The organism is Subtercola boreus, assembly GCF_003399645.1.
Taxonomy (GTDB): Bacteria; Actinomycetota; Actinomycetes; order Actinomycetales; family Microbacteriaceae; genus Subtercola; species Subtercola boreus_A.
Genome location: NZ_NBXD01000018.1, coordinates 1 through 16,407 on the forward strand (window position 1 = coordinate 1; position 16,407 = coordinate 16,407).

Genomic DNA, 16,407 nt, shown 5'->3' on the forward strand with positions numbered 1-16,407 from the left:
GCAGGAAGAGGCTCCCGGCGCTCAACGCGTCCGGGCACGAAACAGAAGTGGGCAGAACTCGTGGCCACCAGCGGGCAATTCCCCTGGCCACCAGCGGGCAGAACTACTGGCCGCCCATGGGCAGTTTCACATGGCCGCTAACAGCTGGCAGCGCGAACGCATCCGGGGTCTGGCTCAAGCTCATTGATGTACCTCGAGAAATGGCGCCTATCACTCTTGCTGCGCTGAGGCCGGGAGTTACTTGGCCAGATGCTCACGACGTGGGGTGAGTCGGGGTGGCTGTTCCCCGGCTTCGATATTCTCTCCGAGACAGTTGTGGGCTCATCCCTCCCGGCCCAAGGCAGGCTGCAACAGGTAGACCGCCCGATTTCTCCGCCATTCTCATCGCACCAGGTTTAGGTGCAGGCTGTAGCTGAGAAATCCTTCATATTGAGAATCGCTCCGCCGAGCGTTCGGAAGCGAGACGTCCTGCTCCTCTTTAGAAGGAACCGTCGCGCGGCTTCGTCGGTTTTAGTGGTCGCCGTCGATCACTCTCTACTGCGCCGGGAGCGACCGGAGTGCGAAGCCCACGAAAGAAAGAGACAGACACTGCTACCCAGAGGACTGGAAGAAGTATCCCGACTACCCAATTGATGGAGGGGGTCGGTGACCACGGAATTAGCGCCCAAAAGCAAACTGTGCCCAAGAGAATCAGTGCTGAGCCGACGAGAGTGAAAACCAGACGAACGCGACCCGCCCGAAGAAAAGTGCGAATACAGAACACGAGAACGCCGAAGATGACTAGAAAGAATCCTGAATCGAAGAGGATCAACACAGCCAACCCCGGATCCTCAAGCAGTAGCACCAATTGAACACCCTCTTCTCGGCAAGGCACATGTTAGTCCGATCACTTGTTCGACGTCAGCTGTAAGCACGATGGTGTGGGACGAACCACTAATCGCCGGTCTGGACGAGCCCACCGTGCAGTTCTGGGTGGAGCCCACCACCGACGGTGAGATTATCGGCAGCACGGGATTCGAGCTGAGTGAGGATCGCAAGCACGCACTGATCCGCAGCGTCGCGGTCGCACCCGCGCACCGCACCGCAGGATCCGGCTCGCGCCTCGCGCGCTACGCACTGCACCAGGCGTATGCGGCAGGATCGACACGGGCGTGGCTCTTCTCGCGCCGATCCGGCCCGTTCTGGCAGAAGCTCGGGTTCACGAGCGCAGACAGGTACGCCCTCGCGTCGGCTCTACCCGAAGCACATCAGGTGCGCCTGTTCGTTGAGCGGGCAGCTCGAACGGGAGGTCGCCTGGTCGCAGGTCTTGAAAGACGATGCCAGCTGACCGAACGCTGCCGCGGGTGCCGGGTACGTCGTTCTGCTCGCAGCAGATCGGCTGAAAGCAGCGTGAGCCCCCAGACAGCGGGAGTGCGAGGAGAGTCAAGCCATGGCAAACGACACCAGACCCCTCATGTTCACCGACACCATGCGACAGCAGCTGCTGCTGAAACGCGTGCTCGTTCTCGACGGCGCACTCGACGACGACAACGGCATGATGCTCGCGGCCCAACTGCTCGGTCTCGCCGCCGAGGACGCCACCGCTGACATCGCGCTGTGGATCCACTCCCCCGGCGGCTCAGTCGCGTCGATGCTCGCGATTCGCGACGTGATGAAGCTCGTTCCCTGCGATGTCTCGACCCTCGCGGTCGGACTCGCGTGCAGTGCCGGCCAGTTTCTGCTCTCGTCAGGCGCCCCGGGCAAACGCGCTGCCCTGTCGCACGCGCGCATCCTGATGCACCAGGGCTCGGCGGGAATCGGCGGATCCGCCGTCGAAGTCGAGGTTCAAGCCGGTGATCTGAGGCACATGCGCGAGACCGTGCTGGGAATCATTTCGAACGACACCGGCCAGCCGATTGACACGATCTTCGAAGACTCGCTGCACGACCGCTGGTTCACGGCAGCGCAAGCGCGGGACTACGGCTTCATCGACCGCATCGCAGATTCCTTCGACCAGATTCTGCCCGGCCGCCGTCGACCGATCGGAATCGGGGTGCAGGCATGAGCAGCTACACGATCCCGAACGTCATCGCCCAGCATGCACGTGGCGAACGCATCATGGATGTCTATTCCCACCTGCTGAGCGAACGAATCGTGTATCTCGGTACCGGCATCGATTCGGGGGTCGCCAACGCTCTCATCGCGCAGCTCCTACATCTCGAATCAGATGGCACCGGCCAGGAGATCAATATGTACATCAACTGCGAAGGTGGCGATCTCTCGGCGATGCTGGCCATCTACGACACGATGCAGTTCATCACCTCGCCCATCGCCACGACGTGCGTCGGCGAAGCCGTCGGGGCCGGTGCCGCTCTCTTGGCGGCGGGCGAGCCGGGTCGGCGCGCAGCCCTGCGGCACGCACGTATCGTGCTACACCAACCGGCCGGGCAGGGCCGCGGCACGATTCCCGATCTCATTCTGCAGGCCGATGAACTGGTGCGCATCAGGGCCGACCTCGAGGGCGTTCTCGCCGAGCATTCCGGTCAGAGTGTCGAGACACTGCGCCGTGACACCGACCGGGCCCGAATCTTCACGGCCGAGGCCGCCAGACAGTATGGCCTGATCGACGAGATCAGGATGCGACCGCGAACGTGAGAGCAGATTTACGACGACGTCGAGAGTATTACGCCGCGAAGGCGAGAGTCATCGTTGTGACCGTGCCTCCACGCTCGATCGATGGGTGCTGACCGATCTGGTGCCGCGGTTCGACGGCACTCGGCCCCCGCAGTTCTTTCGACAGCAACTCCGTGAGATCGAGGAGCGTCACTCCCAGGGCTCCCGCGATGGCGGCGATCATCTCACTGGAAGGTTCTTTGAGTCCACGTTCGATCTCGGACAGGTACTGCGGCGAGATACCGGCGCGGGCGGCCGTCTCAGCGAGCTTGTTACCGTTCGCGAGACGCAGCATCCTCAGCCTTCGGCCAAGAATGTGACGCAAGAGTGGTTCGAGCACAGGGGTTGTGCGAACCCGAATGGGTGAGGGCGCCTCGCTGCCGGTCATTCGGCCAGTCAAGCAGAAGGTCGCCGACAGTGCAGCAGAATTCTGCTCACAGCAGAGCCAGGGCCAACTCGGGAAGCGAAGACCGTCGGTGGCATGGGGAAGAGTCAAGGCATGAAGACTATTGTCGTGCCGCCGCTGCTCTGCTCGCCTCTTGCGTACGTGCCCATTCTCGACACCCTGTGGTCCCGGGGGCAGGTGACGGTCGCAGACACGCGACATGACGACACCATCGCCGGGATGGCCGCACGGATTCTCTTTGAGAACGAGGGGAGCTTCGCTCTGCGCGGAACGAGCATGGGCGGGTGCGTCGCCCTCGAGGTGATGCGTCAGGCACCGGACCGAGTTCAGGCACTGGCCTTGGTCAGCACGTCAGCACGCGCAGACTCAGACGAGCAGAAGACAGCTCGTTCACGACAGTCGACCCTTGTGGAAGAGGGCCAGTTCGATGCTCTCATCGACGCTGCCTTTCCCGGTGTCGTCGCAGCCGAGAATGAATCCGACGACGAACTGCTCGCCCGGTGGCGAGCGATGACAAGACCCGTCGGGCCAGAAGCGTTTCTCCGCCAACAGCGGGCCGTCGTGGGACGGGCCGACCTCCGAAGCACCCTGGCCAGCATCACCTGCCCGACCGGGATCATCCACGGCACCGGCGACCGACTCATACCCTTCGACGCCGCCGAGGAATCGGTAGCCCTACTTCCCAGTGCAAGGTTCACCGCTATCGAAGGCGCCGGCCACCTCCTGTTCTTCGAGCAGGCCGAAACGGCACGCAACGCCATCGGCGCTTGGCTCGACGACGCGGCCTGAGCATCCCTGCGGCTGCCCACTGACGGGCGCAGGCTGTTCGACGCTCCTCCGCTCGTGGAACCGAGCGGGTTGCGGCCCACGGAGGTCAGGTTTTGATCTTGCCGCACCCGCATCCCTCCATCGTCAATAGACGGAATATCCGCCGTCCACCACCAGGATCGATCCGGTGATGAAGGATGCCGCAGCGCTGGAGAGGAACACCACCGACGGTGAGATCTCGTCAGCGCTTGCAGCGCGAGTCATGGGGGCGTCATCCACCCAGTAGCGCTTGAACTCTGGTCGGTGCAGCGGGGTCATGTCCGTGGCGACATAGCCCGGCGCGACCGCGTTGACACGAATATGCGAGGGCGCCCATTCGGCAGCCAGTGAACGGGTGAGGTGGTGCACCGCAGCTTTCGAGGCATTGTAGGCAGGCTGCCACTGTGGGCGGTTGACGATGATCCCCGACATGGACCCGATGTTCACGATCGCGGGAGCGTCACTGGCGCTGAGGTGAGGGAAGGCGGCGACGCACATCTTGAACAGGGCTTTGACGTTGAGGTTCATGACAAGGTCCCAGTCGTCATCTGTCACGGCGACGGAGGGATTGTGTACGCAGGCTCCAGCGTTGTTGACGAGAATGTCGAGACCGCCCATTCGCTCGACGGCTTCACTCACGATCCTGTCAGGCTCACCAGGCTGCGTGATGTCACCGGTCAGCGCCGTGACTCCGTCAGCCGATCCGAGGGCTCTCAGCGCATCTGCGTTGGCGTCAGCATCCCGCGAGACGAAGACCACCTGGGCGCCGGCCTCGTGCAGGGCGACGACCTGCTCGAATCCCAGCCCGCGATTGCCCCCGGTGACAAGGGCACGACGACCTGCGAGAGAGAACTTGCTCATGACATTCATTGCGGTCCTTTGTGTTGAGCTCGGGAAGGCATCCCTCCCGTGATCTGATGCTACTCAACAGGATGCCATCACCCGCCACAGAGCCAGCCTCTCAGCCCCCAGCGAACGACAAACGCAGCCGCTCCGACACCTCGTCAATCGCGCGGGTTCGACTCTCCAGCGCCGGGAAGGTGAGGAACAGGTGCGGCACACCGGCCACGATGCAGGTGTACTCCGGCACACCTGCGCTTCTGAGCCGGAGCCCGTATTCGACCCCCTCGTCTCGGAGCGGGTCGCCACCGGCGATCACCAGCGTGGCGGGCGCGACGCCCGACAGATCAGTCCGGCGAAGCGGGCTCGCCTCCGGCTCGAGACGTCGCCGTTCGTCGGGTACGTAGAGGTCCCAGTACCACTCCATCTCGGCCGTCGTGAGCAGCAGCCCGGCCCCGTTCATCGCAGGGCGGCGATACCGTCGTCGATGGCCGCGGGATACGGATGCTCGGGGGCCAGACGGCAGTCGACGCTCACGACAGACGCGCCGGCCTTCCGACACAGGTCACGGCACAGTGTGTCGTTCGTGTCGAGATCGCCGAGCATCGCCGTCTTGTCCTCGATCAGCACGAAGTCGAAGCCGGCACGCTCGAGAGTGCGGGCGACATCCACGGAGAACTCGCCGTCGAGCCGTTCTCCCCCGGATGCCCACGGGTCGTTCCACTCGTCGACGCCGAAGTTCAGGAACCACGCCAGATGGAACGGGCGGGAGGCGGGCATGAGACGGGATCTGACAGGATGGCCATGGGTCAGCTGCGCGAGGTGGTCACCGAGGCTCCCCACCCCGATTCGTACCGCCGTAGGCCGCAGGTACGAGGTCGAGCTGGGGCTCACCGCTTTCGACCAGTTCGAGGATTGCTTCGGCGACCCGCTCCGGCTCGTCGAAGGCCGCCCCGGCCGTCATCGCTTCCGCGTCAGCACGGCCTGCTCTGATCGAGCTCAGAAACTCTGTGCGTGTAGCAAACGGGATCATTGTGGAGACGGTGATCCCGGAGCCCTCGAGCTCGTTGCGGGCGATGGCCGAAAGACGCTCGAGAGCGATCTTCGACGCGACGTAGCCACCCGTTCCCGGCACATCAGCGAACGTCGTCCCGGAGCTGACATTGACGATGGCGCCTGCGCCCCGTCGGCGCATGATTGGCAGCACGGCCTGCATCATTGCCAACGGTGCCACGAGATTCAGCTCGAGAACGCCACGAAAGTCGTCCAGTGAGATGGCTTCCATCTCAGCCTGCAGGCCCTGCCCCGCATTGTTGACGAGAATGTCGATGCGCCCGAAAGCTTCGATTGCGGCCTGGACCAGAGCCGTCACCTGCAGCACATCGGTAACGTCACACCGCACCGCGATCGCTCCCTCGAGCTGTCCCGCGAGTTCTCGCACCCGGTCTTCTCGTCGAGCGGCCAGAACGACGCGTGCTCCGGCGGCGGAGGCGGCCCGCGCGGTTGCGGCCCCGATACCCGATGACGCCCCCGTGACGATGACCACTGAACCCTCGATCTTCATGCTCTTCTCCTCTGTCCGTCTGCTGATCGACTGAGCAGCCCTATTACGCTACTCCTCAGTAGCGTAATAGGTTTCCTGGGTTACCCTTGGTTCATGGCCGGCCACTCCCCACCCGCAGATACTCTCAAATCGGGTGAACGGCAGGCCGGTCGGCCGTACGATCGCTCCGGCGACGGGATGATCCTGGCCGCAACCCTCGATCTCCTCACCGAGCGAAGCTACGACCGAGTGACGCTCGATGATGTCGCTGCCCGTGCAGGAAAGGCGAAGACCACCATCTATCGCAGATGGGCCACGAAAGACGACCTCGTTCTCGCCGCGATCCATTCCATCGGCCAGCCCCCCGAGGTCGCAGACCTCCCCGACGAGGGCACGCTCCGGGCCGATCTGCTCGCCGTGATCGACTCACCGTGGCTCGGCGGGCCCGCCCGGCGGATTCTGATCTTCGCCGGGCTCACCTCCGCCGCCAGAAGCTCAGCCGGTCTGGCAGACGCCATCCGCCTCCAGGTCACGGAGCCGTATGTCGACGTCTACCGCCGCATACTCGAACGAGCCATCGACCGGGGCGAGGTACCCGAGCAGATGGCGACCCGGGTGCCCATCCTGGCCGACATCATCCCGGCCATGAGCTCACACCGTGTGAGCACCACCAGCGAACACGTGCACCGCGACTTCTACATCGCCGTGATCGACGACGTGCTCCTTCCCGCACTCGTGCCGAAAGTGACGAGTTCATCCGAGGAGGCGTGAAGGGTGAAATCGGTGGCGCGGGTCGATCTCGCTCAGCCGTGCTGCGAAAGGCTGGTGATTTCGGCGGAGGTGAGGCGGAGATCGACGGCCTTGACGGAATCCTGCACGCTCGCCGGGCGTGAGGCGCCGGGAATCGGCACGACGACAGGCGCGAGCGCGAGTTCCCAGGCAAGCGCGACCTGTTGGGCGCTGACGCCCCGATCGTCGGCGACCGCCTGGAAAGCGGTGTGCTCTCCGATGTTGCCCGCGCGGCGGATGCCGCCGAGCGGTGACCAGGGAAGGAACGCGATGCCGAGCTTCGCGCAGTGCTCGAGCTCGGCGAGGCTCGACCGGAACGCGGGAGAGAACTGGTTCTGCACCGACGCCAGACGCCCGCCGAGCACGTCGTTCGCTTCGTCGATCTGGGCAATGGTCGCGTTGGAGATGCCGGCCATCCGGATCACGCCCTGATCGAGGAGGTCGCGGAGCGCTCCGACCGAATCGACATAGGGCACGTTCGGGTCGGGACGGTGAAACTGGTAGAGACCGACCGCGTCCACACCGAGCCTCAGGGCAGAGGCCTTCGCGGCCTGAATGAGATACTCCGGTCGGCCGTTCAGCGTCCACGACCCGTCGCCGGGACGGAGGTGTCCGCCCTTGGTGGCGACGAGCACGTCGCTCGTATCACCGCTGGAGGATCGCAGCGCTTCGGCGATGAGTTCTTCGTTGTGACCGACCTCGTCGGCATGCTGGTGGTAAGCGTCTGCGGTGTCGATGAGGGTGACACCGGCGTCGAGCGCGGCGTGGATGGTCGTGATGGATCGGGCCCGGTCGGGCCGGCCTTCGATCGACATGGGCATCCCGCCGAGTCCGATCGCGCTGACGGAGTGGGTGCCGATGGTTCGTTGCTGCACGGTGATGCCTTTCGATCTGTGTTGGCGACTTTTCAGGAACTCTGTGGGACGCGACCTCGGGAGTCAGGCGGCCATTGCACCGTACCGCCTGTGGCCCTTGACGTCGTAGCGGTCGAGCATCATGACCTTCGACCAGATGTGGATGAAGTCGCGCACGAACCTGTCGTGCCCGTCGGTGCCCGCGTACGCGTCGGTGATCGAGCGCAGTTGGGCGTTCGAGCCGAAGAGTAGGGCGCTCCGGGAGGCCCGCCAGCGAGCTTCGCCGGTCGCCTGGACGCGGCCGGTGAAGATCGTCGAGTGCGGCTCCTGCTGCTTCCGGGAGCGGGTCCTGCCAGAGCAGATCGTCGGCGATGGTGACCTCGGGACCGAGGTACCGGTGCTTCGGCCCCATGTCGCGGCGCGTGAGCTTGTACCAGGCCTTCGAGAACGCGAGGGTGAACAGGTCGAAGTCGGCCAGGAAGCGCTCGCACACTGCCCGGTACTTCGGGTCGACCTTGAGTGGGATGTCCGAGGTCATCATCGTGAGCGGGTTCATCTGACCGGGTACGTGTGCGTCCGGCGTCTTCGGTGCCTCTGGGTCAGTCGGTGTCCACTGCAGAGCGCCGGCCGGGCTTCGCGTCTGCTCGTAGTCGTGCGCGAACAGGTTCTCGAGGTAGGTGTTGTCCCACTGCGTCGGGTTCGGAGTCCAGCTCCCCTCGATGCCATTGGTCGAGGTGTACTCGGCATTGCCGGTGCCGACGGGGTTGCGCCAGCCGAGACCCATCGACTCGATCGGGGCTTTCTCAGGTGATGGTCCGATGTCGGATGCAGGCACCTGGCCGTGGCTCTTGCCGAAATCGTGGCCGCCGGCGATCAGTGCCACCGTCTCCTCGTCGTTCATCGCCATCCGAGTGAACGTGATGCGGATGTCGCGTGCGGAGCCCATCGGGTCGCCGTTCGCGTAGGGCGTGCGGGTTCCAGACCTCCGGGCCCCACCAGGTGCCGTCGTCCGGTTCCCACGCATCGAGTCGTCCACCACCGAAGCCGTACGTCGGCAGGCCCATCAGCTCGAGGGAGCAGTTACCGGTCAAGACCATCAGGTCGGCCCAGGACAGCGCGTTACCGTGCTGGTGCTTGATCGGCTGCAAGAGCCGTCGTGATTTGTCGGTGTTGCCGTTGTCCCACCAACTCCCGATCGCTGCGAACCGCTGCATCGCGGTGCCCGCTCCGCCACGGCCATCGGCAATGCGGTACGTGCCGGCAGCATGCCACGCCATCCGGATCATCTGGGGCCGTAGTTGCCGTAGTTCGCCGGCCACCAGTCGACCGATGTGGTGAGCAGTCGCTTGATGTCCGCCTTGAGCGCCTCGAGGTCGATCGTGGCGAAAGCAGCCGCGTAGTCGAAGTCAGCGCCGAGCGGGTCTGCGTCGACGCCGTTCCGAGCGGCGTTGTCGGGGTCACAACCCTAAGATCAAGTGGGCGAGTCAGTCATCAGCTTCTCCCACCTGGTCTGAACGGCAATGACCGTGCTGCGAAACGCTAAGCAGGTGATCGGGGCAAAAGATAGGTCGGCAAGCCTACCCTTCCTGAGGGGGTCTCAGCCGATGCTCAGCCCCGGGGGACGCAGATCACCGTGTGGTGTTCCGGCGGAGCATCGCGGAGCGCACCGACAGCCAGATCGCGAGGCCGTAAATGACGAACGCGACGACGACGTGGATGGGAACGACCCAGTCCATGCCGAGCGTGGTGATGGCGTGGCCGAGCAGCCACTGGGCCACGCACCCCACGAACAGCGCCGCAGACGCGACAACGAGACTCCTCGGCGCCTTTAGACGGGCGAATGCGATGACAGCAGCGACGAGCGCGAAGACCATAACGGGGTAGGCCACGAAGCCGTGGACATCAGTCCAGGTCTGCCTGGCATCATCGGCCAGCCCGTCGGTGATGAACTCCCCGGCGGTCAGGGCCTGCACGACGATGAAGAACACCGTCAGGCCGAGGAAGATCGTATAGGCCCGGAGCGCGGGAATCGTGGTGGTGGGGTTCACAGACGGGGCGGAGGATGACATCGAGATTCTCTCTTCAGGGTCGATTCGGGTGGGACCGGACGCCATCCAGCTAAGACGAATTTCTGGACCGGATGTAATTATTCGAATCCTCACAGGTTTGCTCCCTGACGGGCTCATGCAGCCGGGTTGACACCCTGCGCTAGCTGTACTGGGCCATCAGGTTGGTGACACGCGGTTGAGGGGTGTGGTTCCGATGCCGGTGTGGATGCGTTCAGTGTTGTGGTAGTCCAGCCACGGTGCAAGTGCTGCTTTGCGTTCGGTGTTGCTGGTGTACGGGCGGGCGTAGGCCCATTCGGTGGCGAGGGTGCGGTTCAGGCGTTCGAGTTTCCCATTCGTCCAAGGGCAGTGCGGTTTGATGAAGCGCTGCTGCGCACCGAGCTGGGCGACCGCAGCCTCGAACGCGGTCGAGTGCCGGTATGCGAACGCGTTGTCGCTGATCACCCGCTCGATGCGGGGGATGCCTTGACTGGCGAAGAATTAGGCCGCTCGGAGGAGGACGCCGGCTGCGGTGGCACCTTACTCGTCGGCATGGATTTCGGCGTACGCGAGCCGGGTGCGGTCATCGATCACCGCGTGCACGTAGTCGTACCCGATGCCGCGTCCTCGGACTCTCTCTGACCGGCCGTGCACGCGCCAGCCGCCGCCATCAGGGACCCGGCCGAGCTTTTTCACGTCGACATGAACGAGTTCACCGGGCCGGTCCCGTTCGTACCGGGCTGGCACACCGGTTGCCGCAGCGATCCTGGCCGGCCCGCACCGCATCCGTGACCGCGCCGCGATCACGGCCTGCTCGCGGTCGGTGCTCGTACGAGTCGGTGTGTGGTGGGGCCGGCTTGACCGGTCCGACAACCCGGTCAGACCCTCGGCCCGGTAGCGGCGCACCCACCGGTACGCGCACTGGCGGGAGATGCCGAGTTCCTTCGCGACGTGAGCTGCGGGACGCCCCGCAAGAACCCGTTCAACAAGCAGCAACCTGCCGTGAACGGTGAGACGGGCATTAACGTGGGACATAAGGACCTCAAATCGAGCCCCGCACTGTCCCCAACGTCACGGCCCAGTACAGAACGTCTCGGCCAGAGCATCGATGTCTCCGGTCGAGAAAGGCACCCTCGGGTGAGCCACCCGTGCGTGTGTGACGTCTGGAGGCATGCTGGAAGCATAGGAGGCGGCAGGATACTCTCACTCTTCGGCCAAAGCAGATGCGTTAGTTTTTTTGCATCGTCACCACATTCCACGACAGGGGCGACAGCGTGACAACCCCGGTGACCGGTTCCTGTCTGGGCTCAACTTTGTAAGGATCATCCGCTGTATTGACGGCGTACGGATCATCGTTCTGCAGAACGCGGTGATCTGTCACGTGATAGCCGGCCAGTGTTCCGCTGAGGCTGAGGTCGAGTTGCGTGGGATCCGTCGGCGATCGGTTCACCGCGAAGAGCACTATCTCTCCCGTGGTGTCGTCGATCGTTGCGGCGGCGACAACCGATGACACCCGTCCGTATCGGTCGGTGTCGTGCTGCGGTGACGTCACGCTGAGGCGCAGGGAGCGGGTTCCTGCACGGCCGGCAACGTCGGCGAAAGGATAGAACGTCGATTGACGCCACGCACGGCCGCTTGGCTCGGTCGTGATCGGCGCGATGACGTTGACCAACTGCGCCAGACACGCCATCCGAACGCGATCACTGTGGTTCAGCAGCGAGATGAGGAGGGTGCCGAGAACAACGGCTTCTGCCGCGCTGTAGATGTCTTCTGCCAGATCGGGTGCCTTACGCCAGGCTTCCCTCTCTGTGTCACCACGATGGAATTCCGTTTGGTGCCAGATGTTCCACTCATCGAACGACAGCTGGATCGTTTTCGGTGAGTGCAATTTCCCTTTCACGAAATCTGCTGTGGCGACGACCGAGTCGATGAAGTCGTCCATCGAATCCGATGACGCGAGAAAGCTGTTGAGATCGCGGTCGTCAACGTCCTCGTAGTAGTTGTGCAAGGAAATGTAGTCGACCTGGTCGTAGGTCTGTTCCAAGACGGTCGCCTCCCAGGCGCCGAAGGTGGGCATGCGACTGTTCGAGCTACCGCAGGCGACGAGTTCGATTGTTGGATCCACACGCCGCATTGCCTTTGCGGCCTCCACTGCGATGCGCCCGTATTCCATCGGGGTTTTGTGGCCGATCTGCCACGGCGCATCCATCTCGTTTCCGAGGCACCACACCTTCACGTTGTGCGGAGCTTGCACTCCGTGACGACGTCGGAGGTCAGACCAGTAGGTTCCCCCGGGGTGATTGCAATATTCGACCAGGTTGCGCGCAGCATCAACGCCTCTCGTTCCCAGGTTGACGGCGAGCATGAGTTCGACGCCGGCGCTCTTCGACCATTCGGCGAACTCGTTGAGGCCGACTTCATTGGTCTCCGTGCTTCGCCACGCCAGGTCGAGCCTGACCGGCCTCTCGCTGGCAGGGCCGACTCCGTCCTCCCAGTTGTAGGCCGAAACGAAGTTGCCGCCCGGATAGCGAACCATCGTCGGCCCGAGTTCTTTCACCAGAGTGAGTACGTCGCCGCGGAAGCCACGCGAATCGGCTGAGGGGTGGTTCGGTTCATAGATGCCGGTGTACACAGTACGACCCATGTGTTCGACGAAGCTGCCGAACAGGCGTCGGTCGATCTCCCCGATCGTGAATGCCTCGTGCATGACCACCGTGGTGGGATTGCCTGTCATAGGGTCCTCAATCTCGTGCCGCGCTGGCGGCCTCGGAAAGCTTCAGGGGTTCGACCTTCTTGATGACGAAAGCGAAGGTGATGATGCCGAGAACCAAGAAGGCCGTCGTCATCACCAGGGGTGCAGTGAACGACCCGCCTGTCGCGTCGAGCAGCGCGCCCACTGCGATCGAGACCAGGATGCCGGCCACCGCTCCAGCGAAGTTCATGAGACCGGCGAGGGAGCCGACGTGTTTGACGGTGGGAGCCAGTTCGCCGGGCAGAAGCCAGACACTTGCGTTTGCGAAGGTGAGTGCTCCATAGGAGAGCGAGAGAAGCGCGATCGCGACGGCCGGACTGTCGGTACCGAGAGAGAGGAGGATGCAGGTCGAGACCGCGAGACCACCGATGATGCAGGTCTTCCGAGCCCGGGTCGCACTCCACCCGCGACGGATGAGCAGGTCGGCGACGTAGCCGCCGAGCCAACCGAGAAGCACGGCGAACAGAGCGGGAATCGACCCGAAGATGCCGAGTGACGGCAGCGAGAATCCGCGGCTCGTGATCAGGTAGGTGGGAAACCAGGTGACGAACCAGTAGATGACGAAGGCGATGCAGAAGTTGCCGAGCATCATGCCCCAGACAGCGCGGAAGCGTAGCAGGTCGACCCAACGGATGCGATCACGCGTCGCGGCGACATCCTGCTCCGACTCTTGACCCGCCTCGATGTACGCCAGTTCTTCTGCAGACACCATTTTGTGTTCCTGCGGTTTGCGGTAGAACGCATACCAGACGGCGGCCCAGATGACACCGAGTATTCCGGTGATGACAAACGAGAACTCCCAACTGGTGAGGCTGATGACAAGCACCACGATGGGCAGGGAAAGCGCGGTGCCGACACGCGAACCGCTGTCGAAGATGGCGGTCGCGAGACCGCGTTCGCGCTTCGGCATCCATTCGCGAACCGCTTTCACGTTGCTCGGGTACGCGGGAGCTTCTCCGATGCCCAACAGAAGTCGCAGCCCGAGCAGAGAGAGGAATCCTCGCCCGAGCGAGGTAGCCGCGGTGAAGATCGACCACAGGATCGCAGCCAGCGCGTAGCCACGTCGGGTACCGATCTTGTCGACGAACCAGCCGGCGAAAAGTTGAGCGACGGCGTAGGTCCAGAAGAAGCCGGAGAGGATGAGGCCGATTTCGGTGTTCGAGAGACTGAACTGCTGCTGGATCGAGGGCACGGCGGCGCTCAGATTCGCCCGGTCTATGTAGACGATTGCGGTACCGAGAAAAGCCAAGGCGATGATGACCCACCGGATGTTGCCTTTCGGCCGTGCGAGAGCCGCCGCATCGAGGTCGGTTCGGGGCCGGGTCTGAGTCGGTTGGCGGGCCTTGGCCGTTTGGTCTGTGGACGACCGGGCCGGAATACGGGATGACATGTCTTCTCACTTCATCGGGAGGGGTGGCGGAACGGCCAACCCGGAACAACTTGTACGATATGTGACATCCAAATCGAAGACTGTGAAAGTGTCAAGTGGTTGCTCAGGGCAGCTCTTCATGGAGCTATCAGGCGTTCAGGTAGTCGTTGGCTCCCGATCGGCCCTGCAGCAGGTTGGCGCGCATCGCACTTCCCGAACCCTCGGCGTCGCTCGCCACGATTCGCTCGAGGATGCGGGCGTGCGCCTCGACGAGCTCGTCGACGGGACGGCCTGCGTTTGTCCAACCCTCCCATACCTGCAGGAGCAGCCTGTCGAGCAGCGGAGCCACTGCCTCGATCGTCATCTGCATGAGGTCGTTGTGTGCAGCAACGACCACAGCCCGATGAAACGCCAGGTCGGCCCGATGCCTCGCGTCGTCGTCTCCAGCGGATCTCAACTGCTCAAGACGAGCACTGAGTTCGACCAGGTCCTCCCGCGTTGCGCGTCTTGCAGCCAACTCCGCGGCGGCCACCTCGATCGACTCGCGTAACTCCTGCACTTGAGCCAGGTCACTGCCGTGGACAGCGAAGCGCAGTCGAACCAGACGCTCGAGCTGACTACTCCCCGGCACAGTGATGACGCTCTGCGCTCCCTGCTGGCGAAGGAGGAGACCCTGTCCGGCGAGCTCGGCGATCGCCTCACGAACCACGGTCCGACTGACGCCGAGAGCTTCAGCGATCTCTGCGGCCGAGGGAATCGCGTCGCCTTCGCCCAGGCCGCGATCCCTGATCAGGTCGAGCACCGCATCGGCCGTCAGCGTGGTGAGCGAGGGGCGACGAAGATCTTGGCGCTTCATTGAATTCCTTCACGGGGGGTACATCGACCATGTCGACTTGTGTGCCATGTTACAACTCGACGTCCCGAGAACCGGGCGGGCGGCGACGTCACATCCTCATGTCGCTGGGCGAGCGTGCAGGGTGGCTGACGCCCGATCCCATCCAGGCAGACCACGGAGACTGACCGTTCAGCCCGAATCAACAGGGAGAAGCTACTCATGGATCTGAATCCTGACCCAGCCCGACGCCGTTGAGCGTGTCGCGCACGCAGTAGCTTCCTGGAGCAGCGTCGATCTCCTCGTCAACAATGCCGGCAACGTGCGCGCAGGCAGGCTCGACCTCACGACCGACGCGGATGTCCACTCGATGACCGACCCGAACCGCCCGTCGGAAGGACGCCCCGCGATGCAGCAACTCAACATCACCGACCCCCTGGTCGTCGATGAGGCCCTGGCACCCAACCTCGAGGCCCTCGAACTGGCCGTACGCGACCATCGCAGCATCTGAGGGGTCGCAACGCTGGCAATGCCCTCTCCCGCGTCTGTCTTCGCTCGAGCGCCTCCGTTGACGACGGCCTCCGCATAATGGAAGTACCCGAAAATTCTCGCCGTATTCCACCGGAGCCGACGACTCACATCCGCACGCAGAGAAGGATTCACCACCCATGGCAGGACTCAGCCTCTCGAAGGGCGCCAACCTCTCGCTCACCAAGACCAGCCCCGGCCTGACCGTCGCGACTGTCGGGCTCGGCTGGGACCCCCGCACCACGGCCGGGGAACAGTTCGACCTCGACGCCTCCGCGATCCTCGTCGCAGCGAACGGGAAAGTGCGTTCGAGTGAGGATTTCATTTTCTACAACCAGATGGCGACCCCCGACCAGTCCGTCGTGCACCAGGGCGACAACCGAACCGGCGAGGGAGACGGTGACGACGAACAGATTGTGATCACCCTCGCCTCCGTCGCCGACGACGTCCAGCGCATCATCATCGCCGTATCCATCCACGAGGCCGACAACCGCCACCAGAACTTCGGGCAAGTCCGTGCTGCGTTCTGCCGGGTCATGGACCAAGACCTGGAAGAGGTCGTGCGCTACGACCTCACCGAAGACGCCGCCCAGGAAACTGCGATGGTCTTCGCCGAGGTCTATCGGAAGGGCACCGAATGGAAATTCAAAGCGGTCGGGCAGGGATACACCGACGGACTCGCGGGAATCGCCAAAGACTTCGGCGTACCACTCGACTGAGCCGACGCATTCAGCCCACAACCGCGGCCATCATCTACAGGCCGAGTATCAGCAGATCTTCTGCGGGGGTCTCTCCTGATGCTCATGCCAGGAGATCGAACGCTGAGGCCACCTGAGCCTGCTCTTGCGGGCTCAGCGCGGAAAGGATCCGGCTGAGCTCGGCGCGTCGACGTTCCGTGACCTCGTCGACCAACGACCGACCCTGGGATGTCGCGGAGATCAGAACTTCACGACGGCTGTCCGGACTCGAGGCGCGCTCGACCCAACGACC

The 16,407-nt window shown here is 63.6% G+C and carries 18 protein-coding genes and 2 pseudogenes; 7 read left to right on the plus strand and 13 right to left on the minus strand.

All coding sequences use genetic code 11. The features are described 5' to 3' along the window. The first annotated feature begins 915 nt into the window (after nucleotides 1–915). From B7R24_RS18090 to B7R24_RS08855, 3 genes are read left to right on the plus strand one after another with little or no spacing between them, the layout of a single operon-like run. Entirely contained in the window at nucleotides 916–1,587 is a 672-nt protein-coding gene (locus B7R24_RS18090; protein WP_253259361.1) for a GNAT family N-acetyltransferase, read from the plus strand. After that, a complete protein-coding gene (locus B7R24_RS08850; protein WP_253259362.1) occupies nucleotides 1,469–2,044 on the plus strand; it encodes a ClpP family protease in 576 nt (191 codons plus the stop codon). Before B7R24_RS18090 ends, B7R24_RS08850 begins: the two co-directional genes overlap by 119 nt. Next, nucleotides 2,041–2,634 (plus strand): ClpP family protease, encoded by a 594-nt coding sequence (locus B7R24_RS08855; RefSeq protein ID WP_116418615.1) that lies wholly within the window; start codon nucleotides 2,041–2,043, stop codon nucleotides 2,632–2,634. Before B7R24_RS08850 ends, B7R24_RS08855 begins: the two co-directional genes overlap by 4 nt. 28 nt (nucleotides 2,635–2,662) lie before the next feature. On the opposite strand, the gene B7R24_RS08860 is transcribed toward B7R24_RS08855, so the two are convergent. After that, nucleotides 2,663–3,040 (minus strand): helix-turn-helix domain-containing protein, encoded by a 378-nt coding sequence (locus tag B7R24_RS08860; RefSeq protein WP_116418616.1) that lies wholly within the window; start codon nucleotides 3,038–3,040, stop codon nucleotides 2,663–2,665. 111 nt (nucleotides 3,041–3,151) lie between these two features. Here B7R24_RS08860 and B7R24_RS08865 point away from each other — a divergent pair, with 111 nt between their 5' ends. After that, nucleotides 3,152–3,847: an alpha/beta fold hydrolase gene (locus tag B7R24_RS08865; RefSeq protein WP_172582765.1), complete on the plus strand. Its 696-nt coding sequence runs from the start codon at nucleotides 3,152–3,154 to the stop codon at nucleotides 3,845–3,847. Nucleotides 3,848–3,970: 123 nt separating this feature from the next. On the opposite strand, the gene B7R24_RS08870 is transcribed toward B7R24_RS08865, so the two are convergent. The 4 genes from B7R24_RS08870 to B7R24_RS08885 form a co-directional block, all read right to left on the minus strand. After that, the gene (locus B7R24_RS08870; RefSeq protein ID WP_253259364.1) at nucleotides 3,971–4,726 is read right to left on the minus strand and encodes an SDR family NAD(P)-dependent oxidoreductase; all 756 of its coding nucleotides are present in this window, start codon (nucleotides 4,724–4,726) and stop codon (nucleotides 3,971–3,973) included. Nucleotides 4,727–4,826: 100 nt separating this feature from the next. Continuing rightward, on the minus strand, nucleotides 4,827–5,168 hold the full coding sequence (locus B7R24_RS08875) for an alpha/beta hydrolase fold domain-containing protein (RefSeq protein ID WP_116418619.1): 342 nt from the start codon (nucleotides 5,166–5,168) through the stop codon (nucleotides 4,827–4,829). Further along, entirely contained in the window at nucleotides 5,165–5,485 is a 321-nt protein-coding gene (locus tag B7R24_RS08880; protein WP_147304006.1) for an alpha/beta hydrolase fold domain-containing protein, read from the minus strand. Before B7R24_RS08880 ends, B7R24_RS08875 begins: the two co-directional genes overlap by 4 nt. A gap of 46 nt (nucleotides 5,486–5,531) precedes the next feature. Continuing rightward, entirely contained in the window at nucleotides 5,532–6,269 is a 738-nt protein-coding gene (locus B7R24_RS08885) for an SDR family NAD(P)-dependent oxidoreductase (protein WP_116418621.1), read from the minus strand. Between the two features lie 93 nt (nucleotides 6,270–6,362). On the opposite strand from B7R24_RS08885, the gene B7R24_RS08890 reads away from it, so the two are divergent. Further along, nucleotides 6,363–7,019: a TetR/AcrR family transcriptional regulator gene (locus B7R24_RS08890; RefSeq protein ID WP_116418622.1), complete on the plus strand. Its 657-nt coding sequence runs from the start codon at nucleotides 6,363–6,365 to the stop codon at nucleotides 7,017–7,019. A 32-nt stretch (nucleotides 7,020–7,051) separates the two neighbouring features. Here the strand turns inward: B7R24_RS08890 and B7R24_RS08895 are convergent, their stop codons facing one another. From B7R24_RS08895 to B7R24_RS08925, 8 genes and pseudogenes are all read right to left on the minus strand, one after another. Beyond that, the gene (locus B7R24_RS08895) at nucleotides 7,052–7,912 is read right to left on the minus strand and encodes an aldo/keto reductase (RefSeq protein ID WP_116418623.1); all 861 of its coding nucleotides are present in this window, start codon (nucleotides 7,910–7,912) and stop codon (nucleotides 7,052–7,054) included. A 511-nt stretch (nucleotides 7,913–8,423) separates the two neighbouring features. After that, nucleotides 8,424–8,798: pseudogene (locus tag B7R24_RS18420) on the minus strand (catalase/peroxidase HPI); the annotation flags it as partial. Continuing rightward, on the minus strand, nucleotides 8,695–9,177 hold the full coding sequence (locus B7R24_RS18425) for a peroxidase family protein (protein ID WP_437123521.1): 483 nt from the start codon (nucleotides 9,175–9,177) through the stop codon (nucleotides 8,695–8,697). The gene B7R24_RS18425 and the pseudogene B7R24_RS18420, both read right to left, overlap by 104 nt. A gap of 342 nt (nucleotides 9,178–9,519) precedes the next feature. After that, nucleotides 9,520–9,960 carry a hypothetical protein gene (locus B7R24_RS08905; protein ID WP_147304007.1) on the minus strand — a complete coding sequence of 147 codons (441 nt, stop codon included), beginning with the start codon at nucleotides 9,958–9,960 and terminating at the stop codon, nucleotides 9,520–9,522. Between the two features lie 156 nt (nucleotides 9,961–10,116). Then, a pseudogene (locus B7R24_RS08910) lies at nucleotides 10,117–10,971 on the minus strand (integrase core domain-containing protein). Nucleotides 10,972–11,164: 193 nt separating this feature from the next. Continuing rightward, nucleotides 11,165–12,670, minus strand: coding sequence for an arabinosylfuranosidase ArfA (locus tag B7R24_RS08915; protein ID WP_172582766.1), 1,506 nt, complete (start codon nucleotides 12,668–12,670; stop codon nucleotides 11,165–11,167). A 7-nt stretch (nucleotides 12,671–12,677) separates the two neighbouring features. Beyond that, nucleotides 12,678–14,078: an MFS transporter gene (locus B7R24_RS08920; protein ID WP_116418625.1), complete on the minus strand. Its 1,401-nt coding sequence runs from the start codon at nucleotides 14,076–14,078 to the stop codon at nucleotides 12,678–12,680. A 127-nt stretch (nucleotides 14,079–14,205) separates the two neighbouring features. Then, nucleotides 14,206–14,913 carry a FadR/GntR family transcriptional regulator gene (locus B7R24_RS08925; RefSeq protein ID WP_116418626.1) on the minus strand — a complete coding sequence of 236 codons (708 nt, stop codon included), beginning with the start codon at nucleotides 14,911–14,913 and terminating at the stop codon, nucleotides 14,206–14,208. A gap of 298 nt (nucleotides 14,914–15,211) precedes the next feature. Between B7R24_RS08925 and B7R24_RS08930 the strand changes: the two genes are divergently transcribed. Further along, nucleotides 15,212–15,400: a hypothetical protein gene (locus B7R24_RS08930; protein WP_116418627.1), complete on the plus strand. Its 189-nt coding sequence runs from the start codon at nucleotides 15,212–15,214 to the stop codon at nucleotides 15,398–15,400. 157 nt (nucleotides 15,401–15,557) lie between these two features. Next, complete coding sequence (locus tag B7R24_RS08935) at nucleotides 15,558–16,136, plus strand: TerD family protein (protein ID WP_116418628.1); 579 nt, start codon at nucleotides 15,558–15,560, stop codon at nucleotides 16,134–16,136. Nucleotides 16,137–16,407 lie beyond the last annotated feature (271 nt).